24 protein-coding genes and 1 pseudogene are annotated in these 26,248 nt (G+C 75.1%); 9 read left to right on the forward strand and 16 right to left on the reverse strand.

The genetic code is table 11. The features are described from left to right. Nucleotides 1-376: 376 nt before the first annotated feature. The 3 genes from ACZ58X_RS14690 to ACZ58X_RS14700 form a co-directional block, all read right to left on the reverse strand. Nucleotides 377-937 (reverse strand): RICIN domain-containing protein, encoded by a 561-nt coding sequence (locus ACZ58X_RS14690; protein WP_470334016.1) that lies wholly within the window; start codon nt 935-937, stop codon nt 377-379. A gap of 58 nt (nt 938-995) precedes the next feature. Next, entirely contained in the window at nt 996-1,445 is a 450-nt protein-coding gene (locus tag ACZ58X_RS14695; protein ID WP_470334017.1) for a CAP domain-containing protein, read from the reverse strand. Nucleotides 1,446-1,576: 131 nt separating this feature from the next. Continuing rightward, nucleotides 1,577-4,495: an AfsR/SARP family transcriptional regulator gene (locus ACZ58X_RS14700; protein ID WP_470334018.1), complete on the reverse strand. Its 2,919-nt coding sequence runs from the start codon at nt 4,493-4,495 to the stop codon at nt 1,577-1,579. A 134-nt stretch (nt 4,496-4,629) separates the two neighbouring features. Here ACZ58X_RS14700 and ACZ58X_RS14705 point away from each other — a divergent pair, with 134 nt between their 5' ends. Next, nucleotides 4,630-6,060, forward strand: coding sequence for an AfsR/SARP family transcriptional regulator (locus ACZ58X_RS14705; protein ID WP_470334019.1), 1,431 nt, complete (start codon nt 4,630-4,632; stop codon nt 6,058-6,060). Between the two features lie 16 nt (nt 6,061-6,076). On the opposite strand, the gene ACZ58X_RS14710 is transcribed toward ACZ58X_RS14705, so the two are convergent. Then, nucleotides 6,077-6,574 (reverse strand): hypothetical protein, encoded by a 498-nt coding sequence (locus ACZ58X_RS14710; protein WP_470334020.1) that lies wholly within the window; start codon nt 6,572-6,574, stop codon nt 6,077-6,079. A gap of 242 nt (nt 6,575-6,816) precedes the next feature. Then, nucleotides 6,817-7,320 (reverse strand): hypothetical protein, encoded by a 504-nt coding sequence (locus ACZ58X_RS14715; RefSeq protein ID WP_470334021.1) that lies wholly within the window; start codon nt 7,318-7,320, stop codon nt 6,817-6,819. 163 nt (nt 7,321-7,483) lie between these two features. Here ACZ58X_RS14715 and ACZ58X_RS14720 point away from each other — a divergent pair, with 163 nt between their 5' ends. Both ACZ58X_RS14720 and ACZ58X_RS14725 read left to right on the forward strand, forming a co-directional pair. After that, a complete protein-coding gene (locus tag ACZ58X_RS14720; protein ID WP_470334022.1) occupies nt 7,484-7,936 on the forward strand; it encodes a hypothetical protein in 453 nt (150 codons plus the stop codon). 105 nt (nt 7,937-8,041) lie between these two features. Then, on the forward strand, nt 8,042-9,160 hold the full coding sequence (locus tag ACZ58X_RS14725) for an alpha/beta hydrolase (protein WP_470334023.1): 1,119 nt from the start codon (nt 8,042-8,044) through the stop codon (nt 9,158-9,160). Nucleotides 9,161-9,227: 67 nt separating this feature from the next. Here the strand turns inward: ACZ58X_RS14725 and ACZ58X_RS14730 are convergent, their stop codons facing one another. The 3 genes and pseudogenes from ACZ58X_RS14730 to ACZ58X_RS14740 all read right to left on the reverse strand — a co-directional run. Beyond that, entirely contained in the window at nt 9,228-9,944 is a 717-nt protein-coding gene (locus tag ACZ58X_RS14730; RefSeq protein ID WP_470334024.1) for a DsbA family oxidoreductase, read from the reverse strand. Nucleotides 9,945-10,037: 93 nt separating this feature from the next. Continuing rightward, entirely contained in the window at nt 10,038-10,595 is a 558-nt protein-coding gene (locus tag ACZ58X_RS14735; RefSeq protein WP_470334025.1) for a GNAT family N-acetyltransferase, read from the reverse strand. 163 nt (nt 10,596-10,758) lie between these two features. Further along, nucleotides 10,759-11,205: pseudogene (locus ACZ58X_RS14740) on the reverse strand (MerR family transcriptional regulator); the annotation flags it as partial. A gap of 68 nt (nt 11,206-11,273) precedes the next feature. Between ACZ58X_RS14740 and ACZ58X_RS14745 the strand changes: the two are divergent. Continuing rightward, nucleotides 11,274-12,242, forward strand: a complete 969-nt coding sequence (locus ACZ58X_RS14745; protein ID WP_470334026.1) for an oxidoreductase — start codon at nt 11,274-11,276, stop codon at nt 12,240-12,242. Nucleotides 12,243-12,333: 91 nt separating this feature from the next. Here ACZ58X_RS14745 and ACZ58X_RS14750 read toward each other — a convergent pair whose 3' ends face one another. The 3 genes from ACZ58X_RS14750 to ACZ58X_RS14760 form a co-directional block, all read right to left on the reverse strand. Then, complete coding sequence (locus tag ACZ58X_RS14750; RefSeq protein WP_470334027.1) at nt 12,334-12,531, reverse strand: hypothetical protein; 198 nt, start codon at nt 12,529-12,531, stop codon at nt 12,334-12,336. 130 nt (nt 12,532-12,661) lie between these two features. Next, on the reverse strand, nt 12,662-13,192 hold the full coding sequence (locus ACZ58X_RS14755) for a P-loop nucleotide/nucleoside kinase family protein (protein ID WP_470334028.1): 531 nt from the start codon (nt 13,190-13,192) through the stop codon (nt 12,662-12,664). A 109-nt stretch (nt 13,193-13,301) separates the two neighbouring features. Further along, nucleotides 13,302-14,018: a chitinase gene (locus ACZ58X_RS14760; protein ID WP_470334029.1), complete on the reverse strand. Its 717-nt coding sequence runs from the start codon at nt 14,016-14,018 to the stop codon at nt 13,302-13,304. Between the two features lie 260 nt (nt 14,019-14,278). On the opposite strand from ACZ58X_RS14760, the gene ACZ58X_RS14765 reads away from it, so the two are divergent. Next, the gene (locus tag ACZ58X_RS14765) at nt 14,279-16,303 is read left to right on the forward strand and encodes a tetratricopeptide repeat protein (RefSeq protein ID WP_470334030.1); all 2,025 of its coding nucleotides are present in this window, start codon (nt 14,279-14,281) and stop codon (nt 16,301-16,303) included. Between the two features lie 63 nt (nt 16,304-16,366). On the opposite strand, the gene ACZ58X_RS14770 is transcribed toward ACZ58X_RS14765, so the two are convergent. Further along, nucleotides 16,367-16,558, reverse strand: a complete 192-nt coding sequence (locus tag ACZ58X_RS14770) for a DUF6011 domain-containing protein (RefSeq protein ID WP_465653428.1) — start codon at nt 16,556-16,558, stop codon at nt 16,367-16,369. A gap of 42 nt (nt 16,559-16,600) precedes the next feature. Between ACZ58X_RS14770 and ACZ58X_RS14775 the strand changes: the two genes are divergently transcribed. Then, nucleotides 16,601-17,458: a TetR/AcrR family transcriptional regulator C-terminal domain-containing protein gene (locus tag ACZ58X_RS14775; protein ID WP_470334031.1), complete on the forward strand. Its 858-nt coding sequence runs from the start codon at nt 16,601-16,603 to the stop codon at nt 17,456-17,458. Here the strand turns inward: ACZ58X_RS14775 and ACZ58X_RS14780 are convergent. Beyond that, complete coding sequence (locus ACZ58X_RS14780; RefSeq protein ID WP_470334032.1) at nt 17,445-17,864, reverse strand: winged helix-turn-helix transcriptional regulator; 420 nt, start codon at nt 17,862-17,864, stop codon at nt 17,445-17,447. The two genes, ACZ58X_RS14775 and ACZ58X_RS14780, sit on opposite strands and share 14 nt — an antisense overlap. 93 nt (nt 17,865-17,957) lie before the next feature. Between ACZ58X_RS14780 and ACZ58X_RS14785 the strand changes: the two genes are divergently transcribed. Both ACZ58X_RS14785 and rarD read left to right on the forward strand, forming a co-directional pair. Continuing rightward, nucleotides 17,958-18,866: an SDR family oxidoreductase gene (locus ACZ58X_RS14785; protein ID WP_470334033.1), complete on the forward strand. Its 909-nt coding sequence runs from the start codon at nt 17,958-17,960 to the stop codon at nt 18,864-18,866. A gap of 131 nt (nt 18,867-18,997) precedes the next feature. After that, nucleotides 18,998-19,975: an EamA family transporter RarD gene (gene rarD / locus ACZ58X_RS14790; protein ID WP_470334034.1), complete on the forward strand. Its 978-nt coding sequence runs from the start codon at nt 18,998-19,000 to the stop codon at nt 19,973-19,975. Here rarD and ACZ58X_RS14795 read toward each other — a convergent pair. From ACZ58X_RS14795 to ACZ58X_RS14805, 3 genes are read right to left on the reverse strand one after another with little or no spacing between them, the layout of a single operon-like run. Beyond that, complete coding sequence (locus ACZ58X_RS14795; RefSeq protein ID WP_470334035.1) at nt 19,965-20,942, reverse strand: ABC transporter permease; 978 nt, start codon at nt 20,940-20,942, stop codon at nt 19,965-19,967. The genes rarD and ACZ58X_RS14795 overlap by 11 nt on opposite strands. Then, nucleotides 20,929-21,981, reverse strand: coding sequence for an ABC transporter ATP-binding protein (locus ACZ58X_RS14800; RefSeq protein WP_470334036.1), 1,053 nt, complete (start codon nt 21,979-21,981; stop codon nt 20,929-20,931). Before ACZ58X_RS14800 ends, ACZ58X_RS14795 begins: the two co-directional genes overlap by 14 nt. A 3-nt stretch (nt 21,982-21,984) precedes the next feature. Then, nucleotides 21,985-23,295 carry a LolA family protein gene (locus tag ACZ58X_RS14805; RefSeq protein ID WP_470334037.1) on the reverse strand — a complete coding sequence of 437 codons (1,311 nt, stop codon included), beginning with the start codon at nt 23,293-23,295 and terminating at the stop codon, nt 21,985-21,987. Nucleotides 23,296-23,476: 181 nt separating this feature from the next. On the opposite strand from ACZ58X_RS14805, the gene ACZ58X_RS14810 reads away from it, so the two are divergent. Continuing rightward, complete coding sequence (locus tag ACZ58X_RS14810; RefSeq protein WP_470334038.1) at nt 23,477-26,065, forward strand: bifunctional FO biosynthesis protein CofGH; 2,589 nt, start codon at nt 23,477-23,479, stop codon at nt 26,063-26,065. The last annotated feature ends 183 nt before the right edge of the window (nt 26,066-26,248 follow it).

The following is a 26,248-nucleotide window of genomic DNA, read 5'->3' on the forward strand; positions in this document are numbered from 1 at the left end:
CCGAGTCGTGATCAGTGGTACCCGAACCGCCTGCCACCTGGGTCGATCCGGTGCCGTGCGATTCCGTCCGCCATGCGTACGGGCACCGCGACGATGATCGACCAGCCGGACGTCCTGACCAGTCGGACGCCCTGACCAGCCGGACGTCAGCACCCGTTCGTTGTACGTGGTGACGGTGGTGAAGCCGAGCTGCCGGCAGAGGTGGATCGCCGGGGCGTCGTCGGCGCCGATCTGGACGAACAGGTGCGGCGCGGGGTCGGTGCGCAGCCGCGCGGCGAGGGCGGTGCGGTCGTGCGGGCTGATCCGGGGCACGCGATCGAGGGCAGGCCCGTTCCGCCGGCCACCCCGGGCCGGCGGAACGGGCCCCGTGGGGCGGCTACTTGTGCCAGCGCTGGGCCGGGTCGCCGCCGTTGCAGGAGGTCACCGAGGTGTACTGGGCGATGCCGTTGCCCTTGAGGCACTGCCCGGTGGCGACGTTGCGGATCAGGTACCAGCCGCGGTCCTCGTCGGTCAGCCGCCACTTCTGGTTGGCGCCCATCCAGGGGCCGTTCTGCTGGTTGAGGCCGTCCCAGCCGCCGGGGGTGTCCCAGAGCTGGACGGCGCCGGTGCCGTGCGAGTCGAGGTCGAGCACCTTGCCGTTGCCACCGTGCGAGATGGCGGTGGTGCCGTCGCAGTAGTCCCAGAACGTCCAGGTCTGGGCGGGGGACTGGTTGGCGGTGTAGGTGCCGACCCGCTTGCCGTTGGTCTCGTCGTTGGACGGCAGGTCGAGGGCGCCGGCGGAGCCGTTGAAGACGTTGACGGTGGCGTTGACGGACGGCCCGAGGTCGCAGGGCCCGGGGGCGGCCGCCTGGGCGGCGGGGGCGGCGACCAGGACGGTGGTGGCCAGGGCCGCGGCGGCGCCGAGTCCGGCGAGCAGGCGGCGGGTGGGGGTGGTCATGGCGGTTCTCCTTAGGTCGGGTGTTGTCGAGGTGCGCGGTGGCGGTCGGACCGGGTGGTCAGACCTGGCCGAGGGTCAGCACGTAGCGGCCCGGGGCGCCGGAGCGGCCGGGTGCGAAGCCGGTGCCGAGGTGGTTGAAGCGCGGGTCGAGCACGGCGTCGCGGTGCCGGGGGCTGTTCATCCACAGCTGTACGGCCTGGGGCACGCTGTCGGCCGGGGCGATGAGCTCGGCGGCGAAGCGGAACGCGAAGCCGGCCGTCCGGACCCGGCGCCAGGGCGTGCTGCCGTCGGTGCCGTCCTGCTGGAGGAGGTCGTGCGCGGCGAGGTCGGCGGCGTGGCGCTGGGCGGCGGCGTCCAGCCGGCCGTCCGGGGTGAGCAGCCGGGCGCCGGCGTGGACCCGCCGGAAGTTGACGGAGGTCAGCAGTTCGGTGCGGAAGTCGACGCCGGGTCCGGTCAGGCCGGCTGCCGCGGGGCTCGGGACCCGGCCGCCGTGCACGAGCGTGGTCATGGGTCGCGCCTCTCCTCGGGGTGTCGCCCCGGGGCGGCGGGTGCCGCGGTCCGGGGCCGGATGAGGAGTACGGTCCCGGACCGCGGTAGACAGGCGGTCAACGCGCGTAGCGGACGATCACCCGGGGTCGGTCACCCCAACTCGGCCAGTGCGGCGCTGACCTGGGCCGCGTCCTCGTCGAGGCCGAGCCGCCGGTAGCCGTCCAGGGCGTCGGTGAGGCAGGCCCGGGCCTGGCGGAGGCGGCCGAGGCCGGTGAGGGCGGTGCCGAGGGTGCGCAGCAGCCCGGCTTCCAGGGCGGGGCTGGTGCGGCGGGCCTGCGGCAGGGCGGCCTCGGCGACGTCGGCGGCGAGCAGCCAGCGCCGGGCCTCGCCGTGGATCCGGGCGGCGAGCTCCCCGGCGGCGGCCTCGAACACGGTGACCTGGAGGGCGGCGAACTCGTCCCGGGCGCCGAGCGCGTGGGTGAGGGCGGCCTGGCCGTCCCCGCACAGCCGCAGCACCCGGGCCAGGTAGTAGCGGCCGGTGGCGGCGGAGACCGGTCCGGCGGCGGTCATCAGCCGGGCGCCGCGTTCGGCGGCCTCCCGGGCCTCGGCGAGGCGTCCGGTCTGGGCGGCGTTGAACGCGAACTCGCCGAGGGCGCTGCCTTCGGCGCGTTCGGCGCCGAGGCGGCGGAAGAGTTCGGCGGCGCGGCCGGCGTGTTCGGCGGCCTCGGCGTGGCGGCCGTGGACGCGGGCGTTGCCGGCGAGGTTGACCAGGGCCTTGGCGAGGACCCGTTCGGTGGCGGGCGTGGTGCAGAGGTCGACGGCGCGGCGGAGCTCCGCCTCCGACTCGGCGTAGTGGTTGATGTGCCAGAGCATGGCGCCGCGCAGGTAGCGGGCGAGGGCGAGCGGGCCGTGCGCGCCGCGGGCCCCGGCCTCGTCGGCGAGGCGTCCGGCGAGGTCGACGATGACGCCGGTCTGGGTGCGTTCGGCGAGCACGGCGCCCATCCGGTCGGCGAGTTCGGCGGCGCGGGCGAGCGGCAGGGCGGGGTCGGCGCAGCTGAGCGCGATGGCGGCGGCGTGCACCTCGGCCTGCTCGCGCATCCAGCGCACGGCCTCCTGACCGTCGGCGATGGGCACGCCGGGGGAGGTCACGGGGGCGCGGAGCAGGCTGAGTTCGGCGTCCTCGGCCTTGCGGGCGGCCCGGTCGGCGTTGCGGGCGGCGGCGAGGCAGAAGTCGGTGAGCCGGTCGGCGGCGGCGGTGTGTTCTGCGGGGGGTTCCTCGGCGGCGAGCCGGCCACGGGCGTAGTCGCGGACGAGGTCGTGGAAGCCGTAGCGGCCGAAGCGGGGGGAGTGCAGCAGGTTGAGGTCGACGAGGGTCTCCAGCAGCCGGTCGGCCTCGTCCTCGCTGCGGCCGAGCAGCGCGGCGGCGCAGGGCAGCGGGAGGTCGGGGGCGTCGGGCAGCGAGAGCAGGCGGAAGGCGCGGGCGAGTTCCGGGTCGAGGCGGTGGTAGGAGAGGGCGAAGGTGGCCTCCACGGTCCGCTCGCCGTCGGTGAGTTCGGCCAGCCGGTGCTCCCGGCGCAGTCCTTCGGCGAGGGCGGCGAGGGTGAGCGCGGGGTCGGTGGCGAGCCGGGAGGCCGCGATCCGGACGGCCAGCGGCAGCAGGCCGCAGGCCCGTACGACGTCCTCGGCGGCCGCCGGTTCGGCGGCGACGCGGTCGGCGCCGACGATCCGGGTGAGCAGTTCCAGCGCCTCGGCGGGCGGCAGGGTGTCCAGGCGCAGGTGGTGGGCGCCGGAGAGGCCGGTGAGCCGCCGCCGGCTGGTGATCAGGACGGCGCAGCCGGCGGCGCCGGGCAGCAGCGGTTCGACGTGGTCGAGGGTGGCGGCGTTGTCGAGGACGACGAGGACGCGCCGCCCGGCGAGGGCCGAGCGGTAGAGGGCGCTGCGTTCGCCGGTGTCATTGGGGATCTCGCCGGGGGCGACGCCGAGGGCGCGCAGGAAGCCGGCCAGGACGGTGCCCGGGTCGGGCGGGGTGCGGTCGGCGCCGCGCAGGTCGGCGAAGAGCTGGCCGTCGGGGAAGCGGGCGCGGACCTGCCGGGCGGTGTGCACGGCGAGGGCGGTCTTGCCGACGCCGCCCATGCCGTCCAGGGCGGAGACCACGACGGCGCGCCCGCCGGCCCCGGCCAGCCGGTCGGTGAGGGCGTCCAGTTCCTCGGTGCGGCCGGTGAAGTCGGGCAGCCCGGAGGGGAGCTGGTCGGGCGCCTGCCAGGGCTCGGCGGCGGGCTCGGGGTCGGCGCCGGCCCGGGCGGGCAGCAGGGTGGTGTCCTCGCGCAGGATGCGCAGCTGGAGTTCGGCGGCGGCCCGGTCGTGCGGGGGCAGGGCGGGGCGGGCGTCCTCGTAGACGGCGAGCGCCTCGGCCTTGCGTCCGGCCTGGTAGAGGGCGCGCATCAGGACGGCGGTGAGCCGGGGCCGGCCGGGGTGTTCGAGGGCGAGCGCGGTGGCCTCGGCGGTGAGGTCGCTGCGGTCGCCGAGGTCGGCGTCCAGTTCGAGCTGGGTCTCCTTGGCCGAGATGCGCTGTTCGGCGAGGCGGGCCCGGAGTGCTTCGGCGTGCGGCCCGGGGAGCCCGGCGAGGGCTTCGCCGGCCCACAAACGCTGGGCGCGGTGCAGCACCTCCCGGACCTCCTGCCCGGGCGCGTCCGCCCGGCGCAGGTGCTCGGCCTCGGCGAGCAGGGCCTGCCACTGCTGGGTGTCGGTGGGGGCGGCGCGCAGGGCGTAGCCGTCGCCGACGCGGTGCAGCGGCAGCTGGTCCGGGTCGCCCGCGGTGTGCGGCCTGAACGCGGCGCGCAGCCGGGAGACGGCCAGCTGGACGGCCTTGCGCGGGTCGGACGGCGGGGTGCCGCCCCACACGCCCTCGACCAGCACCGAGCTCGCGACCGTCCGCCCGGCGGCGCCGATCAGCACGGCGAGCAGGGCGCGCTGCTGCGGGCGGCCGAGCTCCACCTCTTCCGTCCCGTACCAGGCCCGTAGCGGGCCGAGCAGCGCGAAGCGCAGTCCGGTCCCCCCGATGTCCACCATGTCGTCCCGTTTCGTGAGTCGTCCCGTGCCGGGATCTCGCCACTTCCGTCCGGACTGCGGCGCCCCCGTACCCCGGCTTCTATGCTCTGTTCACAGATTGTGCCCTGGACGTCGGAATTCCGAGAGGGTGGGGAGTGGAGCTCGATTTCCGCGTGCTGGGGCCGTTGCGCGCCCGGTGCGAGGGCCGTGAGGCCGACCTCGGCAGGCCGCAGCAGCGGGCGGTGCTGGCCGCGCTGCTGCTCGCCCCTGGGCAGTTGGTGCCGACGGACCGCCTGGTCGAAGGCCTGTGGGGTGAGGACGACGCCCGCTGGCCGAAGGATCCGGTGGGCCAGATCGGCACCCACGCGCACCGGTTGCGGCGGGCCCTGGACGCGCCCGGGCTGCTGGTGGCGGCGGCCGGCGGGTACCGCCTGTCGGTGCCGCGCGACGCGGTGGACCTGTTCCGGTACGAGGCCGCGGTGGCCGAGGCCGTCGCGCTGCGTCACCGGGATCCGCTGCGCGCCCGGGAGTTGCTGATCGGGGCGCTCGACGCCTGGGAGGGCCCGCGGGCGCTGGAGGGCGTGCCCGGTCCGCTCGCCGAGCGGGCCCGCGAGCGGCTGGCGGCCGGGCGGCTGGCGGCGCTCAAGGTGCGGTACGACCTGGACCTCGCGCTCGGCGGCCACGAGGAGGTGCTGGAGGCGCTGGATCCGCTGGGCGAACTGGCGCGGGCGTACCCGCTGGACGAGGAGGTGCACCGGCTGCACCTGCTGGCGCTGCACCGCTGCGGCCGTTCCGAGCGGGCGCTGGCGGCGTACGAGGAGCTGCGGGAGCGGCTGGACCGGGAACTGGGCCTCGAACCGGGGGCCGCGGTGGCGGAACTGGCCGAGCGGGTCCGGGGCGGGGAGCCCGTGGCGGCGGCCCGGGCGCTGCCCCGACCGTGCCAGCTGCCGCCGGACATCCCCGACCTGGTCGGCCGGGCCGGGCTGGTGGGGGAGGCGGAGCGGGCGCTGCGGGCCGGCGCCTCGCCGGTGGTGGGGCTGTCGGGGCCCTCCGGCAGCGGGGCCTCGGCGCTGGCCGTGCACGTCGCCCACACGGTGCAGGACGCCTTCCCGGACGGGCAGTTGTACGCGGCCGGCGGGGAGGCCGGTGCCGTGCTGGCGGGCTTCCTGCGCGCCCTGGGGGAGCGGCCCGGCGACGGCGCGGGGGCCGTCGAGCTCGGCGCGCGCTACCGCGAACTGCTCGCCGGGCGGCGGGTGCTGGTGGTGCTGGACGGGGTGGCCGACCCCGGGCTGCTGCTCCCCGAGGTGCCGGGCTGCGCCGTGGTGGTGGCGGGCGCCGAGCCCGGGGCGCTGCCCGGCTGCGCCGTGCGGCTCGCGGTGGGACCGCTGGAGCCGCACGACGCCTACGAGTTGCTGGCCCGGATCGTGGGCGCGGAGCGGATCCGCCGCGAGCCGGACGCGGTGGCGGGGCTGGCCGCGATCTGCGGGTACCTGCCCGTCCTGCTGCGGACGGCGGCGACCCGGCTGGCGGCCCGCCCGCAGTGGTCGGTGGCCGACCTGGTCCGCTGGTTCGCGGGGCGGGGCTGAGCCCGTCCCAGCGGCCTCAGTACAGGTCGGAGGAGAGGGCAACGGTGTTGGGGTCGCCGCCGTTGCCGCTGCGGGGGATGATGCCGCCGTTCCAGTGGACGCCGGAGCGGCCGGCGTCGAAGACCATCAGCTTGGCGTGCGGGTGGCCGGCCGTGCCGAGGGACCAGCAGACGCCGCCGTTGGCGGAGTAGACCACGAGGTTGCCGTCGGACTGCATGACGGCCTTGTAGCCGCAGCCGACGGTGTTGCTGGCATAGGCGACCTTGGTGAACTGCCCGTTGCCGTCCTTCTGGTAGACGACGAAGTTGCCGTCGGGCTGCATGATCACTCGGGCGGTCATGGAGTCGACGTGCCAGCCCGGGTAGAGCGGCTCGTCGTCGTAGATCGCGGTGTAGCCGTCGCCCTTTTCGAGCGCCGCCTGGGCGGTGCCGGTGGTGGCCATCGTCCCGGCCAGGGCGAGGGCGGTGGTCGCGCCGGCCATGGCCATGTGCCGGAGGGTCCTCTTCGTCTTCATGTCCCCGTGTCGCCTCTCTCGGTCCTCCGCGCCCCGTGTTCCCCCGGGGGCGCCGTGTCGCGATGATCATCGCGCGGGCCGGTAGACAAGCGATGAACGCCCGCCCGCCGGGTTCGGCGGGCGGGCGTCGTGCGCCAGGGTTCGGGCGTCGGTCGGCAGCGGATGTCCGGCGGGCCGGCGACGGTCCGGGCGTTCGAGGCGGGCGATCGGGGCGGGCGATCGGGGCGCCCGCGTCAGCGGTCTCAGTACAGGTCGGAGCTGCGGAGGTTCTTCCACTCCAGGCTGTGGGCCGGCGGGGTGGCGTAGCAGATCGCGAGGCCGCCCTTCTCGGCGACCACCAGGGTGGCCAAGCCGGCCGGGTTGGTCTTGAAGGTGTTGCTGGACCAGCAGGGCTTGCTGTCGGCGCTGTAGACGACGAAGTTGCCGTCGCCCTGCATGATCGCCTTGACGCCGCAGCCGAGCGTCCCGGGGGCGACCCAGACCGGGTGGGGGTTGACCGGGACGCCCCGGTAGAGCACCAGGTTGCCGTCGCCCTGCATGATCAGGCTGGTGTCACCGGCGGTGAGGCGGTCGCCCGGGTAGAGGACCCCGGGCTCGTTCAGGCTCGCGGTGTCGGCCGCCTGCGCGGTGCCCGCCGACACCATCGTCCCCGCCAGCGCCAGCACACCGGCGGTCGCGGCCAGGGCCATGCGCCGCGGGCCCGTCTTCGTCTTCGTCGTCTTCGTCGTCTTCGTCGTCTTCCGCATGTCCCCGGGTGCCTCTTCTCGTTCGTCCGCGCCCCTTGTTCCCCCAGGGGGCGCCGTATGGCAATGATCATCGCGCAGGGCGGTAGACAAGCGATGAACGCCCGCCGGGCGGGGGACGGGCACCAGTCCGCACCCCCGCGCGCCCGTGTGAAACCCTCGGCCCATGGGGGATGAGTTCACGCGCCGCATGGCCGCCGCCTGGGAGTGGTGGGACGCCGCCATCGAGGATTCCCAGGAGGGGCGCTGGGTCCGCTCCGCCCTCGAACGGGAGATCGTCGACGACCTCGCCGCCGCGACCGTCGGCTGCCCGCCCCGGCCCGGTGAACTCCCCTGGCCGGCCCGGCTGGCCCGGATCGCCCGCTGGGCCGCCGCGCTGCGGCTCGCCGCCCGGGCCGGCGGCTGGGAGCTGATGCCGGTGAGCGGCACGGCCCCGGCCCGGCCGGCCGGGATGGCGACCCTGCTCTCCGCCCTCCACGCGGCCGGAGAGCAGGGCGAACTCTGGCTCGACGGCCTCCGCGCGGACGGCCCGCCGCCCGTCGCCGAGGTGGTGAGGGTCGAGGCTTTCCTCTTCGGCCCGGGCTCCGCCGAGGACCTCCGCCAGTTCTTCTACGACTGACGCGACTGATGCGACTGATGTGACCGGGGCGGGCGCCTCGGCGGTGCGCGATTCCCTGCCGCCCCAGGTGCAACCGAACACCTGTGTCCACCCGTTTCAGCAGGTGTGAACCTCACCGGCACCCCGTTCTTCGTTCTCGCGCTGCTCCTCGTCCCGCTCTCCGTGGGCCTGCTGATGTACCTGTGGAACCGGGTGGGCGGCCCGCGGGCCCTGCGGTTCGGGTCGCGGCTGCTCATGGTGGCTTTCGCCCAGGTCACGGCGGTGACGCTGGTGTTCGTGCTGGTGAACAACGACAACCAGCTGTACGGCAGCTGGGACGACCTGCTCGGCACCGGCAACCACGTGCGCGCCGTGCCCGTGCCGCCCCCGGCGGACGCCACGGCGGCGGCGAACGCGCCCGACCAGCCCAAGGTGGTGCAGCAGTTCGGGCCGGTGGACGACAACGCCGTGCCGAAGGACGTGAAGACGACCCAGCTCAAGGGCCGGGTGTCCGGGGTGGACGGCGAGGTGCTGGTCTGGACGCCGCCGCAGTACGACGACCCGGCCTACAAGGACAAGAAGTTCCCGGTGGTCGAACTGCTCGCGGGCTTCCCCGGCTCGTCCAGCGCCTGGTTCGGCAGCATGAACGTCTCCAAGCAGCTGGGGCCGCTGATGAAGTCCGGGCAGATCGCGCCGTTCATCCTGGTCTCGCCGCGTGTCGTACTGCTCGGCAGCCACGTCGACACCGGCTGCGCGGACGTGCCGGGCAAGGTCAACGCCGAGACCTGGCTGGCCCGCGACGTGCCGCAGATGGTGCTGGACAACTTCCGCGCCGAGCCGGGCCCGGAGCACTGGGGGGTGGCCGGCTACTCGGCGGGCGCGCACTGCGCCGTCCGGCTCGCGCTGGGCCACCCGAACCGGTTCCACGCGGGCGTCAGCATGTCCGGCTACAACGACCCGATGGGGGAGTCCGACTCGCTGACCGCCAAGGACGCGCACCTGCGCGAGGTCTCCAACCCGCTCTACCTGCTCCAGCACACGCAGACGCCGCCCAACGTCGCTCTGTACATGACGGGCAAGAAGGGCGACGGCCTGGAGGACGCCCAGGCGCTCCAGAAGAACGCCAAGGCGCCGACCACCGTCAACCCGGTGGAGGTCAACGGCCCGCACCTGACCTCCACCTGGCAGCCGCTGGTGCCGTCGGTCTTCACCTGGCTCACCCAGACCATCGGGAAGACCGGCTGACGGTCTGCGGTCTGCCGTCTGCCGTCCGGCCCTCTGCCGTCCGCGCTCTGCGGTCTGCGGTCTGCGGTCAGCGTTGCGGCAGCTCGCAGCCGTCCGGCCCGCAGGCCTCGGCGTCGCCGGACGCGCCGACCTGGACCAGCGGGGTCGGCACCCGGCTCGCCCAGGCCTGCTCCAGCGCCATGGTGAAGGTCTCGGCGGGCTGGGCGCCGGACACCCCGAGCCGCCGGTCGAGGACGAAGAACGGCACGCCCGTCGCCCCCATGGCGCTCGCCGTCGCCTCGTCCTCGCGCACCGCCTCGGCGTACGCCTCCGGGTCGGCCAGCACGGCGGCGGCCGCCCCGCCGTCCAGCCCGGCCCCGACGGCCAGCTCGACCAGCCGCCCGGGGTCGAAGGCGGAGCGCTCCTCGGCGAAGTTGGCCCGGTACAGGGCGTCCAGCAGCTCGGCCTGTCGGCCGTGCTCGGCGGCGAAGTGCAGCAGCCGGTGCATGTCGAAGGAGTTCGCGGCGTCCCGGCCCTCGTCCAGGTACGGCAGGCCCTCGCCGCGCGCGTTCTCGGCGATCCGGGCCTCCGCGGCCTCGGCCTGCTCCAGGCTCATCCCGTACTTGGCGGCGAGCAGCGGGACCACCGGCCGGGCCGCCGTCGGCGCGTGCGGGTCCAGCTCGAAGGAGCGGTGGACGACCTCCACCTCGTCGCGGTGCGGGAACGCCGCCAGGGCCCGTTCGAACCGGGCCTTGCCGATGTAGCACCACGGACAGTTGATGTCGCTCCAGATCTCCACGCGCACGGCGCCGCACTCCTTCTGCTCCCGCGCGGTCCGTCCGCGCCTGCGGTGGTCCCAACGCGGTCGAGGACCTGAATATTTCTTGCCCTGAAATATTCAGGTCCGGGGGTCGGTGACCGCGCGCTCGTAGCGGCTCATCCAGAGCACCGGGACGTCCTCCTCCGGCTGCCCCGGCAGGCCGAGCCAGCGGGCGTCGCCGCGGTGGGTGAAGCCGCGGCGCTCGTAGTAGTCGCGCAGCGAGCGGTTGTGGGCGACGCAGTCCAGGCGGAGGGCGGCCGCGCCGCGCTCGCGGGCGCGGTCCCCGGCCCAGGCGAGGATCACCCCGCCCAGGCCGCGGGCCGACCGGCGGACGGCGAGCCGGTGCACGTAGCCGGCCGTGCCGCCGACGTCCGCCCACAGGTCGTCGGCCCAGTCCAGGGTGACCGTTCCGGCGGTCTTGTCGCCGACGTCCACCAGCCAGGTCTCGCCGCGGTCGATCGCCCCGGCCACCCACGCGGGCGGGAAGCGGTCCGGCCACTGGCGGATGCCGCGCCCGCCCAGCCAGCCGGCCGCCTCGTCCAGCACCTCCAGCACCGTGCCGGTGCGGTCCGGGGTGGCGGGCCGGAACGACACCCGGTCGCCGGCCCACTCGATCGGAGCGTTCGTCGTTGCCACAGTCCTGTCCGTCCTACCGTTCGGGTGCGAAGGCCGATGTGGGATCCCCCGCCGTCCAGCGTTCCGGCTCCGCCGATTCTTCCGGCGCCTCCGGCACTTCTGGCACCTCCGGCCCTTCCGGCGCCTCCGGTGCTGCCGGAGCGGGTGGTCGGCCCGGGCGGACGGTCGGGTCCCAGAGGCCGGTGGCCTCGCCGCGCGCGAGGTGCTCGGCGTAGACGGCGGTCTTCCAGGCGATCACCGAGCGGCACTCCTCCAGCGCCCGGATCCGCTCGTCGACCCGCCGCTGGTGGGCGTCGAGCAGGCGCAGCCGCTCGGCCTCGTTGCCCGGGCCCCGTCGCACCAGCTCGGCGAAGTGCCGCAGCTCGGCCAGCGGCATGCCGGACTCGCGCAACCTGACGCAGATCCGCAGCCACTCCACGTCGAACGCGCCGTAGCGCCGACGGCCGCCCGCGCCGCGCCGGACCGGTTCGACCAGCAGGCGCTCGCGCTCGTAGAAGCGCAGGGCGTCCACGCTGAGCCCGGTCCGCTCCGCCACCTCGCCGATGCCCAGCTCCGCCGCCCGGCCCTCGCCCCCGTGCCCGTGCTCGTGCCCGTGCTCGTCACCCACCATGGCGCCCAGCCTAGTTCGGAGGCGACGGACTTGAGCTGGACCGCACTCCAGCTCCTACCGTCCTCGCCATGACCACCGATGACCAGCGGCCGCTCGGCTCGCCCTTCTCCGCCACCAGCACCGCCGAGGCCGTCATGGCCGGCCTCGACCTCACCGGCCGGACCGCCGTCGTGACCGGCGGCGCCTCCGGTCTCGGCCTGGAGACCGTACGGGCCCTGAGCGCGGCCGGCGCCCGGGTGATCGTCCCGGCCCGCCGACCGGAACCCGCCCGCGACGCGCTGCGCCACCTCGACGGCTGCGAGGTCGTGCCGGCGGACCTCACCGACCTCGACAGCGTGCGCACCGCCGCCGAGCTGATCGCCGGGGCCACCCGCCACGTCGACCTGCTGTTCGCCGTCGCCGGGGTGATGGCCACCCCGGAGCGGCGCGTCGGGCCGGGCTGGGAGGGGCAGTTCGCCGCCAACCACCTCGGGCACTTCGCGCTCGCCCGCGCGCTCCACCCGTTGCTCGCGGCGCGCGGGGCCCGGGTGGTCGTCAACAGCTCGGCCGGGCACGCCCTCACCGACATCCGGTGGCACGACCCGCACTTCCACGACGGGTACGACAAGTGGCTCGCGTACGGGCAGTCCAAGACCGCCAACGTACTGTTCGCCGCGCACCTCGACGTGCTCGGGCGGGCCGACGGCGTCCGGGCCTTCGCGCTCCACCCCGGCAAGGTCATCACCGGCCTCCAGCGGGAGCTGACGCTCCGGGAGCAGGTCGACCGCGGCTGGGTGGACGAGCGGGGCGCGGTCGTCGGGGCGGACTTCAAGAGCCCCTCCCAGGGCGCCGCCACCGGCCTGTGGGCGGCGACCTCCCCGCTCCTCGACGGCCGCGGCGGGCTCTACCTGGAGGACTGTGAGGTCGCCCGGGTCGCCGCCCCCGGGCAGCCGATGGACGACGGCGGCGTCCGCGCGTACGCCCTCGACCCCGGTTCGGCGGCCCGCCTCTGGGAGGTCTCCCTCGCCGCGACCGGAGCCGCCCCGATCACCCGTTGAGGGCAGGACCGGACCGCTACAGGCAGATCCAGCAGTACAGCCGTTCGCCCGCCGCCCGCGCCCGCCGCCCGCGCCCGGCGGGCGAGGGCGATCAACTCCCCGGCCAGTGGGGCGAGATCCGCCGGATCCGACCGGCCCCGCTCCTCAGCACGACGCCCGGGCCGATCCGCTTGGCCTCGACCACGTCGAAGTCCGCGCCGACGACGGCCGACGAGCCGTCGGCCGCTGCCAACGCCCGCACCACGGCCTCCGCGTCAGGCGCGCGGAAATAGTCGGTCAGCACACCCATCCCGGCTGCCACCCCCTCGTCTCGGTCCTGCGGGCAGTCCAGCAGACGCCACTGACACCGTTCACTCGATCGGCTGACGTCCGGAGCGGGAAGTCGGCCGGTCCGACGTCCCGCTCCACGGACGGGCCCGTCAGGCGAAGGACGGCCAGCGGGCGGCGGCCCAGACGTGCCAGTCGGCCCAGGGGGCCGGAGGCGGGTCGAGGTGGTGACCGGCCAGTTCGGCGGGGTCGGGTTCCTCGAAGTGGGCGCGGCCGTCGAGGAGGTCGGCCTCGGTCATCGGGAAGGTCTCGTCCGGGGTGGTGGCCCAGCGGTGGGCGATCCGGGCGCGCTGGGTGTGCTGGTCCACCGGGAGGTAGTGGAGCCGGCAGGACGCCCCGGCCGCGGCCGCCAGCCAGCGGATCGCGGAGCGTTCGTCGCGCCCCCAGCAGCCGAAGTCGACGACGACGTCGGTGCCCGCGCGCAGGGCCTCCAGTCCGAGCGAGAGCAGGCGGCCCTCCAGCACGTCCCGCTTGCCCCCGGCCTCGGCCCCGGCCGGGCCGAACAGCGGGAGCATCCACTCGTCCGGGCTCAGCCGGACCGCCCGGTGCTCCGCGGCGAGCCGGCGCGCCAGGGTCGTCTTTCCGGCGCCGGGCAGCCCGACCATCAGGAAGAGCGTCGTCACGCCCGCATGGTGGCAGCCGCGGCGCGGCGGGCGCGAACGCATTTGCCCGCGGAGCGGGAAACCGGACCGGCCGACGTCCCGCTCCGCGGGCACCCGGCGGCCCGGCGGGTCAGCAGGAGATGTTGCCGCCGCCGACGTTGGTGCCGAGCACGCCGACGAACTGCTTGAACAGGTTGATCCGGTCGTTGCGCTCGTCCGGGTTCTTGCCGTTGCACTCCAGGTCGCCGTTGATGCTGCGGATGGTCTCGCCGAAGCCCCGGTTGTTGACGATGGCGTCGTGCGGGGTCATGGTGCCGGCGCCCTTCTGGGTGTCCCAGAACCAGAGGGCCGTCTTCCAGGAGACGGCCGGGTCGGTCTGCACCAGGTTCGGGTTGCGCAGCAGGTCGATGCCCAGGGCGTCGCCCGCGGCCTTGTAGTTGAAGTTCCAGCTGAGCTGCAGCGGCCCGCGCCCGTAGTAGGCGGACGTCCCGGCCGGACAGCCGTAGGACCGGCCGGTGTCGCAGTAGTGGCCGTAGTTGGCCTTGTTCTGCTCGACGACGTACTTGAGCCCGCCGGTCTCGTGGCTGACGTTGGCCAGGAAGGCGGCGGCCTCGCGCCTGCGGGTGGCGTCGTCGCCGCTGGTGGTGAACTTCGGGTAGGCGCCCAGGGCGTCGGTGAGGCCCTTGTACGTGTAGAAGGAGTTCCGGTTCGGGAACATCTTGTTGAACTGGGCCTCGCTGACCACGAAGGACGCCGCGGCGGCCGGGGTGGCGACCGGCCCGGTCAGGGCGAGGGTGCTCAGGACGGCGGCCGCGGCGAGTGCGGAGAGGGTGCGGGAGGGCTTCATCGTTCCTCGTCAAGGGTGGGGATGCGGAGGCGAAGGGTGCTTCGCTCTCGAAGCACCGGAGTCATCGTGGTGGCCGCCGCCCTCGACCTGAACCCTTCCCCGCCCCAAACCACTCGTAAGGGTCTTGTCCGGTGGGGCAGTTGTCCGTCACGCCCACCGCAGGGTGATCATCCGCCAGTCATACGCACCGGATAGCCTCGTCCGCGCACGAAGACCGAGGAACCAGCGAACACCGCGCGACCGCGACCGGGGGACAGGGCATGGCGCACACCGACGACGACGGCGACGAACGGCTGGCGGCCGAGGGCGAGGTGGCCGTCGCCCGGCTCGCGATCGACTCCGGGGACCTCGGCCACGCCGCCGACCACCTCGCCGATGCCATCCTCACCGACCCCCAGCTGCCCGAACTGCACGAGGCCCTGGCCGAGTTGTGCGCCGCCACCGGCGGCCCGGCCGCGGCCCGCGAGCTGTTCCCGCTGGACGGCGAGGTCTATCTGGGCACGGTCGTCTGCCGCGCCCACGTGGAGGCCGCCGCCGGGGACTGGGACACCGCCGTCGGCCTGCTCGCCTCGGCGATCCAGTACGAGCCGGCCCGCCCCTGGGCGCACACCGCCTGGCTCGCCCGCGAGGACCTGCCCACCCTGGTCGACCCGGACGCCGTCGCCCAGGCGGTGGCCCGCGCCGCCGGCGCGCTCCCGGACCCGCTGCCCGCCGAACTCGCCGACGCCGTCAGACCCTTCGAGCGCTTCCTGCGGGCCGTGGTGGCCCGCCACCCCGACCACCCGCTGCTGCTGGCGATGGCCTCCGGCCTGACCCGCCGCTTCGGCGCCACCACCCGCGCCGTCGAACTCGCCGAGCGGGCCCACCGGCTGGCCCCCGACTACCTGCCCGCCGTGATGCTCGGCAACGCCCTGCGCGCCGACGGCCGCCCCGAGGCGGCGCTCGCCGTCTGGGAGGCCGAACTGTCCCGGGTCGCACCGGCCGGGGGCAACTCCAGCGGCTACCTCGCGGTGGACGTCGCCGAACTGTACGGCGCCCTCGGCCGGCCCGCCGAGGGCCTGCCCTGGCTGGAGCGGGTCCTCGCCGCCGAACCCGGGCACCCCAAGGCCGGCCCCGCCCTGTACGGCCTGCGGCACGCCGTCGACGGCGAGGCGGTCCACCTGCTCGCCCTCGCCGACCACCACCGGGACCACCCCGACCACGCGTACGCCCAGGACCTGCTGGAGCGGCTCAGCCACCGGGAGTCCTGGCTCGGGATGGTCTCCGGCACCACCGAGGCGACCGTCAACGTGCTGCACCAGGTGCTCGGTTCGTCCGGCACCGGCCGCGACACCGAGGTCGACTGCACCGCCTCCGCCGTCGAGCCGCCCAGCTCGGTGCTGGCCGTGCACCTCGCGCTGCCGCGCTCCACGGTGTCCTACCGGTCCGTCGGCGAGCCCGACCCCAGGCTGCCGCTGACCGAGCCCACCACCCGGATCTGGGCCTGGGACGGCACCGACCCGCGTCCGGCCGTCGCCGCGCCCGCCCCGGCCAGCGCCGAGCTCGTGCGCGCCACCGCCGAGATCGTCTGGCCGACCGTCCCCGCCGCCTACGACCACGCCGTCCGGCTGGCCGGGCTCCCGCTGGACGAGCTGCTCGGCGTGCTGGTCCACCCGCCGCTGCCGCGCGAGGACGACCTCGGCCGCGCGCTGCTCGCCCACCAGCCCGAGCTGTGGGTGCGCGCCGTCCAGGCCTTCGCCTGCCTCGGCATCGCCCACCACCGCACCGACCAGCCCTGGGAGGGCTCCGAACGCCGCCGGGTGCTGCGCGACCTGCTGCTCGGCCCGGAGGACTGGGTGGTCGAGGCGGCCGGCTTCGCGTTGGTCGCGATCGGCTGGACCCACCCCGCCGCCCGCGCCGACGTCGCCGCGCTGCTGCGGCAGCGGCTGCACTACAGCGCCCGGGCGAGCCGCAGCCGGGTGGTGACGATCCTGCGCTCGTACTGCGCCCTGGTGCTGGCCGCGCCGTGGGTGGAGCGGTCCGACCGCGAGCTCGCCCGGCAGCTGCTGGCCGAGGCCGACGCCCGGGACGGCCGGGACGGCGAGGCCGAGGAGGCCGAGGGCGCCGAGGGCCCTGAGGGTGCTGAGGGACCTGAGAGCGCTGAGGGTGCTGAGCGACCCGGGGACGCCGACGCGCCCGGCCCGGCGGTGCCCGAACCCCCGCAGCGGCAGTGGCAGGGGCAACGGCCGGCGGAGCCGGGGCGGTCCCGCCCCGGTCTGCTCCGCCGGCTCTTCGGCCGCTCCTAGCGCCCGTCCTCCCCGGGCCGGCCCCCGGACTGTCCCGGCCCGCCACGGGTCCTGGCCGGCGCCCTACACGCCCGGCAGGGTCTCCTGGTCCACGTCGAACCGGGCGACCCGCTCCGCCGGGTCCCGGCACTCCGGCCCGAGCCGGAGCATCCGCGACTCCGGGTCGTGCAGGGGCCGGTGGCAGCGCCGGCAGGTGACCCGGGGGCGGAGGACCTGGGTGGTGTCCGTGCCGGGAAGCGGCTGAGGGCTGGTCATGGGGAGACGGTAGCCGCCGCCTCCCGTGGGAGGATCCTCCGCATGGCCACCGACCGCAGCAGCGCCGACCGCAACGGCGCCGACCGCAGCAGCGCCGACCGCAACGGCGCCGAGCGCAGGAGCGCCGACCGCGCCAACGCCGACCGCAGCAGCGCCGGAGACCCGGCGCGCACCCTCGCCCTGCTCTGGGGGCTCACCGCCGAGGAGAAGCCGGGCCGCCGCGGCCCCCGGCAGGCCCGGTCGACCGGCGAGATCGCCGCCGTGGCCGTCGCCCTGGCCGACGCCGAGGGCGTGGAGGCCGTCACCATGCGCCGGGTGGCCCAGGAGCTGGGGCTGTCCCCGATGGCCCTGTACACCTACGTGCCGGGCAAGGCCGAGCTGCTCGACCTGATGCTCGACACCGTCTACGCCACCATGCCCCGCAGCGCCCCGGCGGAGGCGGGCTGGCGGGCCAGGGCCACCGCCGTCGCGGACGACAACCGGGCGCTGTTCCGCGCCCACCCGTGGGTCGCCGCCGTCTCCACCAGCCGTCCGCCGCTCGGCCCCGGCCTGATGGCCAAGTACGAGTACGAGCTGCGCGCCCTGGAGGGCACCGGCCTGCCCGACGTCGAGCTGGACGCCGCGCTGACCCACCTGCTCGGCTTCGTCCAGACCTGCGCCCGGATGGCCGCCGACGAGCGGGCCGCCCAGCAGGACAGCGCGATGACCGACGCCCAGTGGTGGCAGGCCAACGCCGAGCTGCTGGCCCGGGTCTTCGACCCCGAGCGCCACCCGGTGGCCGCCAGGGTCGGCGCCGCGGCGGGCGAGGCGCACGGCGGCGCGTACGACCCGGACCACGCGTACGCCTTCGGCCTGGCCCGGGTGCTGGACGGGCTGGAGGCCCTGATCAGGGAGCGGTAGCCCGCCCGTCGTACTCCTCGCGCGCCGCGACCACGGCGGCCACCCGCCGCTCCGACCAGTGGGCGAGCGCCGCGACCAGCTCCGCCGCCTCCCGCCCGAGCGGGGTGAGGCTGTAGTCGACCCTGGGCGGGATCACCGGGTACGCCTCGCGCAGCACGAAGCCGTCCCGCTCCAGCGTCTGGAGGGTCTGGGCGAGCATCTTCTCGCTGACCCCCGAGACCTGCCGCCGCAGTTCGCTGAACCGGTAGCCGCGTTCGCGCAGCGCGCCGAGGACGAGCACGCCCCAGCGGCTGGTGACGTGCTCCAGCACGCCCCGGGACGGGCACATCCGGTCGAAGACGTTCGCCGCGGGCGGTACGGCGTCGACCGGCGCCCCGCCCACCGTCCGTACGGTGCTTACCTTCATGTCAGTACCCTACTTCGAAGTGCGTACTTTCGAAAGGTTAGTGCCAGCCCTAGGGTGAGTGTCGAGGCCAGGACCCATCCAGAGGAGCACCCCATGTACGTCGTCACCGGAGCCACCGGCCAGCTCGGCCGCCTCGTCGTCGAGGGCCTGCTGGCGCAGGTCCCCGCGAGCGAGGTGGCGGTCGCCGTCCGCTCCGCCGGGAAGGCGGCCGACCTGGCCGCGCGCGGGGTCGACGTCCGGGTGGTCGACTACGACCGGCCGGAGAGCCTGGCCGGCGCCTTCGCCGCCGGGGACCGGGTGCTGCTGATCTCGGGCAGCGAGGTCGGCCGCCGGATCCCGCAGCACCGGGCCGTGGTCGAGGCCGCCCGGGCGGCCGGGGTCGCCCTGCTCGCCTACACCAGCATCCCGGCCGCGGCCACCTTCCGGCTGGCCGACGAACACCGGGCCACCGAGGAGCTGATCCTCGCCTCCGGCCTGCCGTACGCCTTCCTGCGCAACGGCTGGTACACCGAGAACTACCTGGGCGACGCGGCCGGCACGGTCGAGCGCGGCGTGGTGCTCGGCAGCGCCGGGGACGGCCGGGTGGCCACCGCCCCGCGCCGGGACTACGCCGACGCGGCGGTCGCGGTGCTGCTGGGCGAGGACAAGGGCGACGACGCGAGCGGCGACGCGAGCGGCGACGGCGCGGGCGAGCAGGGCCGGGTGTACGAGCTGAGCGGCGACACCGCCTGGAGCCTGCCCGAGCTGGCCGCCGAGCTGGCGCAGGCCTCCGGCCGGCCGGTCGCGCACCGCGACGTCACCCCGGCCGAGCACCTGGAGGTCCTGGTCGGCGCGGGCCTGCCGCAGGGCTTCGCGGAGGCGCTGGTCGACGTGGACGCGGGCATCGCGCGCGGCGAGCTGGCCGGCACCCCGGGCGACCTGGCCCGGCTGATCGGCCGCCCGACCGCCCCGCTGGCGCGGTCCGTCCGCGAGGCGCTGGCCGCCCGGCCGACCGGCGCCTGACCAGCGGGGACGCCCGAGCCGTCCAGCATTCAAGCAATGTCATGACCAAAATCCGGAAACGGAGATGACAGCCCGCCCTCCCGCCCGCTACCGTCGCATCGATGTTCACGCGCGCGGGAGGGCACTCGGCCATGCCACAGACGACCCAGCAGGACAGCGGCCGAGGCCTCTGGTACGGCATGGCGGCCTACGGGATCTGGGGGATCTTCCCCCTGTTCTGGCCGCTGCTGGAGCCCGGCGCCGCCGACGACATCCTCGCCAACCGGATGGTCTGGTCGCTGGTCGCGGTGGTGCTGATGCTGGTCGCCCAGCGGCACTGGAGCTGGATACGCCCGCTGCTGCGCCAGCCCCGCCGACTCGCCATGCTGGCCGCCGCGGCCACCGTGATCTCCGTCAACTGGGGCGTCTACATCTGGGCCGTCAACAACGGCCACGTGGTGGAGACCAGCCTCGGCTACTTCATCAACCCCCTGGTCACCATCGGCTTCGGCGTCCTGGTGCTCAAGGAACGGCTGCGCACCGTGCAGTGGACGGCCGTCGGCATCGGCGCCGCCGCCGTCGCGGTGCTCACCGCCGCCTACGGGCAGCTGCCCTGGGTCGCGCTCACCCTGGCGCTCTCCTTCGCCACCTACGGCCTGTTGAAGAAGCAGGTCGGGCTGAGCGGGCTGGAGAGCCTGGCCGCGGAGAGCGCCTTCATGTTCCCCTTCGCCCTCGGCTACCTCGTCTACCTGGAGGTCAGCGGGCGCGGCACCTTCGGGCACACGGTGGCCGGCTCGTACGGCTGGGGGCACTCCGCGCTGCTGGTGGTCAGCGGGGTGATCACCGCCGTCCCGCTGCTGTTCTTCGGCGCGGCCGCCGTCCGGGTGCCGCTGACCGTGCTCGGCCTGCTGCAGTACCTGGCGCCGGTGTTCCAGTTCCTGATCGGCGTCGCGGTGTTCCACGAGTCGATGCCGCCCGCGCGCTGGGCCGGCTTCGCCCTGGTGTGGGCCGCGCTCGCGCTGCTCACCTGGGACGCGCTGCGCCAGGTGCGGGCCGACCGCGCCGGGCGGACCGCGGCCGTGCCGCGACCCGCCCCGGCGGGGGCGGCCAAGGAACCCGTCAGGCGCTGATGTCGCGGCTGGTGAACCGGGCCCAGGCCGCCGAGCCGAACACGGCGACGTAGGCGGCCTGGAGGCCGAGGTCCTTCCACACGCCGTCCCAGTACATCGGCTCGCGCAGCAGGTCCGAGAAGCTCATCCAGTAGTGGGTGAACAGGAACGGCCGGACCGCGTCCAGCTGCGGGAAGGCGTCCAGGATCTGCACCGTGATCACCAGCCCGACGGTCGCGGCCATCGCCGCGATGCCGCTGCCGGTGAGGGTGGAGACGAACAGCCCGATCGCCACCAGCCCGGCCAGCGAGGCGGCCACCACCCCGGCCACCAGCACCGCCCGCAGCAGGGCGTCGCCGAAGCCGATGGTGTCCCCGGAGATCAGGGTGACCTCGCCGAGCGGGAACAGGGTGGCGCCGGTGGCCAGCGCCGTCACCGCGACCGCCGCGGTGGCGGCCAGGCAGAACACCAGCCCGGCGGTGAACTTGGCGGCCAGCAGCCTGGTCCGCCCGGCCGGCGCGACCAGCAGGTAGCGCAGCGTCCCGGTGGCCGCCTCGCCCGCCACCGAGTCCCCGGCGACCACGCCGACCGTCATCGGCAGGAAGACCGGCAGGGCCACCGCCAGCGCGGTGAACACCAGGAACAGGCCGTTCTGGGTGGTCTGCGCGATGAAGCTCGGCGCACCCCCGCCACCGCCGCGCGGACTGTCGGTGTTGAGCTTGACGATCATCCCGATCAGGACCGGCAGCGCCGCCAGGATGCCCAGCAGCACCTTGGTGCGCATCCGGCGGAAGGTCAGGTGCAGCTCGTTGCGGAACAGCGCCAGGAAGCCGGACGCGGTCTGCGGCCGCCGCCCGGCCACCGGCGCCGTCCCGGTCACCGGCGCCGTCCCGGTCACCGGCGCCGTCCCGGCCGTCGCCGTCGAAGCCCCGGCCGGGGCCGCTGCGTCCGCCGTCGTCCCGGCCGCCGAAGCCTCAGCCCGCGACATCGAAGCCCTCCCCGGTCAGCGCCACGAAGGCGTCCTCCAACGTGCCCCGCTCCAGCCCGAACCCGTGCACCCGGACCCCGGCCTCGACCAGCGCCGCGCACAGCTTGGGCAGCGCCTCGTCGCCGCTCGCGCCCAGCTCGCCGTCGACCCGGCCCTCGCCGGGCACCAGCGCGCCCACCTGGTGGGCGGCCAGCACCTCGGCGGCCTGCGCCACGTCGGGGGTGCGGACCACCAGCCGGCCCTGGGCCCGGGCGGCCAGCTCGGCCACGGTGCCCTGGACGACCAGCCGGCCCCGGGACATCACGGCCGCGTGGGTGCAGACCTGCTCGATCTCGTCCAGCAGGTGCGAGGAGAGGAACACCGTGGTGCCCTCCGCCGCGACCTCCCGCACCAGCGCCCGGATCTCCCGCATGCCCTGCGGGTCCAGCCCGTTGGTCGGCTCGTCCAGCACCAGCAGCTCGCGCGGCTGCAGCAGCGCCGAGGCCAGGCCCAGCCGCTGCTTCATGCCGAGCGAGTAGGCGCGGGCCTTCTTCCCGGCGGCGGCGCCCAGGCCGACCCGCTCCAGCGCGCGCTCCACCCGCTGCCGACGGGTGCGCGGGTCGGCGGTCGGGTCGGCGGCGTCGAAGCGGACCAGGTTGTCCCGGCCGGAGAGGAAGCCGTACAGCGCCGGGCCCTCGATCAGCGCGCCCACCCGGGGCAGCACGGTGGCGACGGACTGCGGCATCGACTCGCCGAGCACGGTGGCCGCGCCGGAGGTGGGGGCGATCAGGCCCATCAGCATCCGGATGGTGGTGGTCTTGCCGGAGCCGTTGGGGCCGAGGAAGCCGAACACGGAGCCGCGCGGCACGGTCAGGTCCAGGCCGTCGACGGCGAGTTGGCCGCCGCGGAAGCGCTTGGTCAGGCCGCGGGTCCTGATCACGTCATCGGTACGGGGGGCCGGAGGAGCGGAAGGAGCGGAAGGCACGGGGGCCGGGCGCGACGCGGCGCCCGGACCCCCGGCCGACTCCGTAACGTCCCCCGTTACGGGAGCCTCGGTCATCCGTCAGTTCACCCCGGCGGCGTGCTGGAGGACCGACAGGGTCACCGCACCGGCGAAGACCCGGCCGTCGTCGGTGAGCAGGACGTTGACGACCTTGGTGCTGATCAGGGTGCCGCCGCCGACCGGCTTGCCGAGCGACTTCACCAGCGCCTGCGGGTTCATCGACCGGCTCTGGTGCTTGCCCTGCCGCCCGTCGGCGTTCGGCGCCGCGGCGGGCGCCCCGACGGCGGCGGGCAGCCGGGTGGAGACCACGGCCGTCCAGCCCTCGCCGATCACGTTCACACCGTCGTGGCCCTTGGCCTGCTCGGCCTGCTCGCCCGCAGAGCCCTGGGAGCCCGCGGCGCCCTGGACACCTGCGGAGCCCTGGTCACGGGAGCCGTGCGCGCTCTTCGCCGCCGGGTCCGCCTTCCGCTCCGTCACCTTGGCGCCCTTGGGCACGGTGAAGTCGAAGGTCTTGGCGGCCGGCTCGGCGAAGGACACCTCGGTGAAGTGCACGTCCAGCACGGTGGAGCCGTCCGTGGACTTCACCACCACGGCGAGCGGCACCCCGTTGTCGGCCGCCACCGAGATCCGCACCTCGGAGATCGTCGAGCCGGACCGGGTCGGCTTGACGCTCAGCCGGTAGGCCTTCTGCCCGGCCACGGTGGCCGTCCCGTCGACGGTGACGGAGGTGGTGCCGGCGCTCCCGGTCAGGAACTGCTTCGCCGCCTCCTGCGGGGTGGTCGGCACCCCGGTCAGCGGGGCCTTCGGCTTCCCGGCGTGGTCGGCGTGATCGGCCGGACGCCCGGTCAGGTGCAGGGCGGTGTTGGTCGAGCTGTCCCAGGCCCAGCTCTGGTCGCCGTTGCGGACCAGGGTGTAGCCCGCCATGTTCTCCATCAGGTCGACCCGCTGACGGTCCGGGCCGTCCGCCGCGACCCGCAGCGTCTGGTCGCCGCCGAGCAGGCCGAGCAGCTTGGCCTGCGGGTCCGCGCCCGCACCGCCCCCGTCGTTCCCGCTGCCGTGCCCGGCCGCCGCGCCGAGGCCGCCCGCGGCCGCGCCCAGCAGCTGGGCGGGCACCCCGAGGTCGGTGGAGACGGAGACCGTCCCGGACAGGGTCTGGGCGTCCGAGCCGAGCACCTTGGCCACCACCTGCTCGGCGGACAGCTGCGGCAGGTCCGGTGGCGCGTCGGCGGCCAGCGCCGGCACCAGCCCGACCCCGGCGGCGATCACCGCGACCACCGCCAGCGGCACCCCGACCCGCACCGTGGTGCGCCGCCGTGAGCGGTACGGCACCCCGCCGTCCGAACGGTCTTCCCCCGCCGTCCCATTGGTCATGGCGTCCTCAACTCCTCTACGAACCCGTGCGATTGGCCCTGCTCCTCCATTAGAGGCCGGTACCGCCGCCACGTCATCGCCCTGCGGGGGCACTTCGAGGTGAACCTGACGGGTACGCCGACCCTGAGACGGCCTCAGGGTTGGGTCATCCCGTCGTACCACCCTGGCGTAGGGTCGCGCCATGGACGGAACCGCAACGGACGCAAGCAACCCTCCGACCGCGAACGCCATGCGGCGCGCCCTGCGCCGCGCCCGGGACGGCGTGGCCCTCGACCCCACCGAGGCCGCCGTCCTGCTCCAGGCCAGAGGCGAGGACCTGCGCGACCTGTGCGCGAGCGCCGCCCGGGTGCGCGACGCCGGCCTGGAGGCGGCCGGCCGCCCCGGTGTCATCACCTACTCCAAGAGCGTGTTCATCCCGCTCACCCGGCTCTGCCGCGACAAGTGCCACTACTGCACCTTCGTCACCGTCCCCGGCAAGCTGCGCCGGGCCGGGCACGGGATGTTCATGTCCCCGGACGAGGTGCTGGAGGTGGCCCGGCGCGGAGCCGAACTCGGCTGCAAGGAAGCCCTGATCACCCTCGGCGACAAGCCCGAGGACCGCTGGCCCGAGGCCCGCGAGTGGCTGGACGCGCACGGCTACGACGACACCATCGCCTACGTCCGGGCCATGTCCATCCGCATCCTGGAGGAGACCGGCCTGCTGCCGCACCTCAACCCCGGGGTGCTGAGCTGGACGGACTTCCAACGCCTCAAGCCCGTCTCCGCCTCGATGGGCATGATGCTGGAGACCACCGCCACCCGGCTGTGGAGCGAGCCCGGCGGCCCGCACTTCGGCTCCCCGGACAAGGAACCCGCCGTCCGGCTGCGGGTGCTGGAGGACGCGGGCCGCAGCTCCGTCCCCTTCACCAGCGGCCTGCTGATCGGCATCGGCGAGACCCACCAGGAGCGCGCCGAGTCGCTGTTCGCGCTGCGCAAGGTCTCCCGGGCCTACCACGGCGTCCAGGAACTGATCCTGCAGAACTTCCGGGCCAAGCCGGACACCGCGATGCGCGGCATGCCCGACGCCGAACTGGACGAGCTGGTCGCCACGGTGGCCGTCGCCCGGCACCTGCTCGGCCCGACCGCCTGCCTCCAGGCACCGCCGAACCTGGTCGACGGCGAGTACGAGCGGCTGATCGCCGCCGGCATCGACGACTGGGGCGGCGTCTCCCCGCTCACCCCGGACCACGTCAACCCCGAGCGCCCCTGGCCGCAGATCGACCGCCTCGCCGAGCGCTCCGCCGCGGCCGGCTTCGACCTGCGCGAGCGCCTCGCCGTCTACCCCGAGTACGTGCTGCGCGGCGAACCCTGGCTGGACCCGCGGGTGCTGCCGCACGTCCGCGCCCTGGCCGACCCGGCCACCGGCCTGGCGAACCCGGACGCGGCCGTCGTGGGCCGCCCCTGGCAGGAGCCCGAGGACCTGCCGGAGTCGTACGGCCGGACCGACCTGCACACCGCCGTCGACACCGAGGGCCGCACCGGCGACCGCCGGGCCGACTTCGAGGACGTGTACGGCGACTGGGAGGTGCTGCGCGAACAGGTGCTGGCCAAGGGCGCGCCCGAGCGCCTCGCCGGGGACCTGCGCGAGGCGCTCGCGGTGGCCGCCGACGACCCGACGAAGCTCACCGACGACCACGCGCTGGCGCTCTTCCACGCCGACGGCCCGGCCCTGGACGCCCTGTGCCGGATCGCCGACGACGTCCGCCGGGCGGCGGTCGGCGAGGAGGTCACCTACTGCGTCACCCGGAACATCAACTTCACCAACGTCTGCTACACCGGCTGCCGCTTCTGCGCCTTCGCCCAGCGCCGCACCGACGCCGACGCCTACACCCTCTCCCTGGAGCAGGTCGCCGAACGGGCCGCCCAGGCCTGGGAGGTGGGCGCCACCGAGGTGTGCATGCAGGGCGGCATCCACCCGGACCTGCCCGGCACCGCCTACTTCGACATCGCCCGGGCGGTGAAGGAGAAGGTCCCCGGCATCCACGTGCACGCCTTCTCCCCGATGGAGGTGGTCAACGGGGCCACCAGGACGGGCCTGTCGATCCGCGACTGGCTGCAGCGGGCCAAGGAGTCCGGCCTGGACACCATCCCCGGCACCGCCGCCGAGATCCTCGACGACGAGGTCCGCTGGGTGCTCACCAAGGGCAAGCTGCCCGCCGCGACCTGGGTCGAGGTGGTCACCACGGCGCACGAGCTGGGCATCCGCTCCTCGTCCACCATGATGTACGGACACGTGGACACCCCCGCGCACTGGCTCGGGCACCTGCGGCTGCTCGCCGGGATCCAGCAACGCACCGGCGGCTTCACCGAGTTCGTCACCCTCCCGTTCATCCACACCAACGCCCCGGTCTACCTGGCCGGCATCGCCCGCCCCGGCCCCACCGCCCGGGACAACCGCGCCGTGGTCGCGATGGCCCGGCTGCTGCTGCACCCGCACATCCCCAACATCCAGACCAGCTGGGTCAAGCTGGGCGCCGAGGGCGCGGCCGAGATGCTCCGCTCCGGCGCCAACGACCTCGGCGGCACGCTGATGGAGGAGACCATCTCGCGGATGGCCGGCTCGGCGTACGGCAGCTACAAGTCGGTGCGCGACCTCCAGGCAATCGCCGAGGCCGCCGGCCGCCCGCACCGCCAGCGCACCACCCTCTACGGCGAGGTGCCCGCCGAGCGGCGGGCGGCGGCGCTCGCCTCGGACGGGCACCTGCCGGAGCTGCTGCCGGTCCTGGACTGAGGCCGGCCGTCCGGCCCGCCGCACCGTCGGCGGGCCGGACGCGGGGGCATGCGCGGGGCCGCTCGGGGCCGCTCGGGACCGCTCGGGACCGCTCGGGGCACCGTCGGCGGACCGGGCACGGGGGGCACACGAGGCACCCGGGGTACCCGAGCGTGCCGGCACCGGAGTGCGAGGGATCCCGTC

The organism is Kitasatospora sp. NPDC040550 (assembly GCF_055594965.1).

Bases quoted from the DNA above. Each gene is read 5' to 3' on its own strand.
- ACZ58X_RS14710 (WP_470334020.1), bottom strand. From the start codon at position 6,574: ATGAAGACGAAGAGGACCCTCCGGCACATGGCCATGGCCGGCGCGACC.
- ACZ58X_RS14810 (WP_470334038.1), top strand. From the start codon at position 23,477: ATGGACGGAACCGCAACGGACGCAAGCAACCCTCCGACCGCGAACGCC.
- ACZ58X_RS14690 (WP_470334016.1), bottom strand. From the start codon at position 937: ATGACCACCCCCACCCGCCGCCTGCTCGCCGGACTCGGCGCCGCCGCG.
- ACZ58X_RS14770 (WP_465653428.1), bottom strand. From the start codon at position 16,558: ATGACCAGCCCTCAGCCGCTTCCCGGCACGGACACCACCCAGGTCCTC.
- rarD (WP_470334034.1), top strand. From the start codon at position 18,998: ATGCCACAGACGACCCAGCAGGACAGCGGCCGAGGCCTCTGGTACGGC.
- ACZ58X_RS14700 (WP_470334018.1), bottom strand. From the start codon at position 4,495: ATGGTGGACATCGGGGGGACCGGACTGCGCTTCGCGCTGCTCGGCCCG.
- ACZ58X_RS14760 (WP_470334029.1), bottom strand. From the start codon at position 14,018: ATGAAGCCCTCCCGCACCCTCTCCGCACTCGCCGCGGCCGCCGTCCTG.
- ACZ58X_RS14805 (WP_470334037.1), bottom strand. From the start codon at position 23,295: ATGACCAATGGGACGGCGGGGGAAGACCGTTCGGACGGCGGGGTGCCG.
- ACZ58X_RS14765 (WP_470334030.1), top strand. From the start codon at position 14,279: ATGGCGCACACCGACGACGACGGCGACGAACGGCTGGCGGCCGAGGGC.
- ACZ58X_RS14795 (WP_470334035.1), bottom strand. From the start codon at position 20,942: ATGTCGCGGGCTGAGGCTTCGGCGGCCGGGACGACGGCGGACGCAGCG.
- ACZ58X_RS14800 (WP_470334036.1), bottom strand. From the start codon at position 21,981: ATGACCGAGGCTCCCGTAACGGGGGACGTTACGGAGTCGGCCGGGGGT.
- ACZ58X_RS14695 (WP_470334017.1), bottom strand. From the start codon at position 1,445: ATGACCACGCTCGTGCACGGCGGCCGGGTCCCGAGCCCCGCGGCAGCC.
- ACZ58X_RS14775 (WP_470334031.1), top strand. From the start codon at position 16,601: ATGGCCACCGACCGCAGCAGCGCCGACCGCAACGGCGCCGACCGCAGC.
- ACZ58X_RS14745 (WP_470334026.1), top strand. From the start codon at position 11,274: ATGACCACCGATGACCAGCGGCCGCTCGGCTCGCCCTTCTCCGCCACC.
- ACZ58X_RS14780 (WP_470334032.1), bottom strand. From the start codon at position 17,864: ATGAAGGTAAGCACCGTACGGACGGTGGGCGGGGCGCCGGTCGACGCC.
- ACZ58X_RS14720 (WP_470334022.1), top strand. From the start codon at position 7,484: ATGGGGGATGAGTTCACGCGCCGCATGGCCGCCGCCTGGGAGTGGTGG.
- ACZ58X_RS14715 (WP_470334021.1), bottom strand. From the start codon at position 7,320: ATGCGGAAGACGACGAAGACGACGAAGACGACGAAGACGAAGACGGGC.
- ACZ58X_RS14750 (WP_470334027.1), bottom strand. From the start codon at position 12,531: ATGGGTGTGCTGACCGACTATTTCCGCGCGCCTGACGCGGAGGCCGTG.
- ACZ58X_RS14785 (WP_470334033.1), top strand. From the start codon at position 17,958: ATGTACGTCGTCACCGGAGCCACCGGCCAGCTCGGCCGCCTCGTCGTC.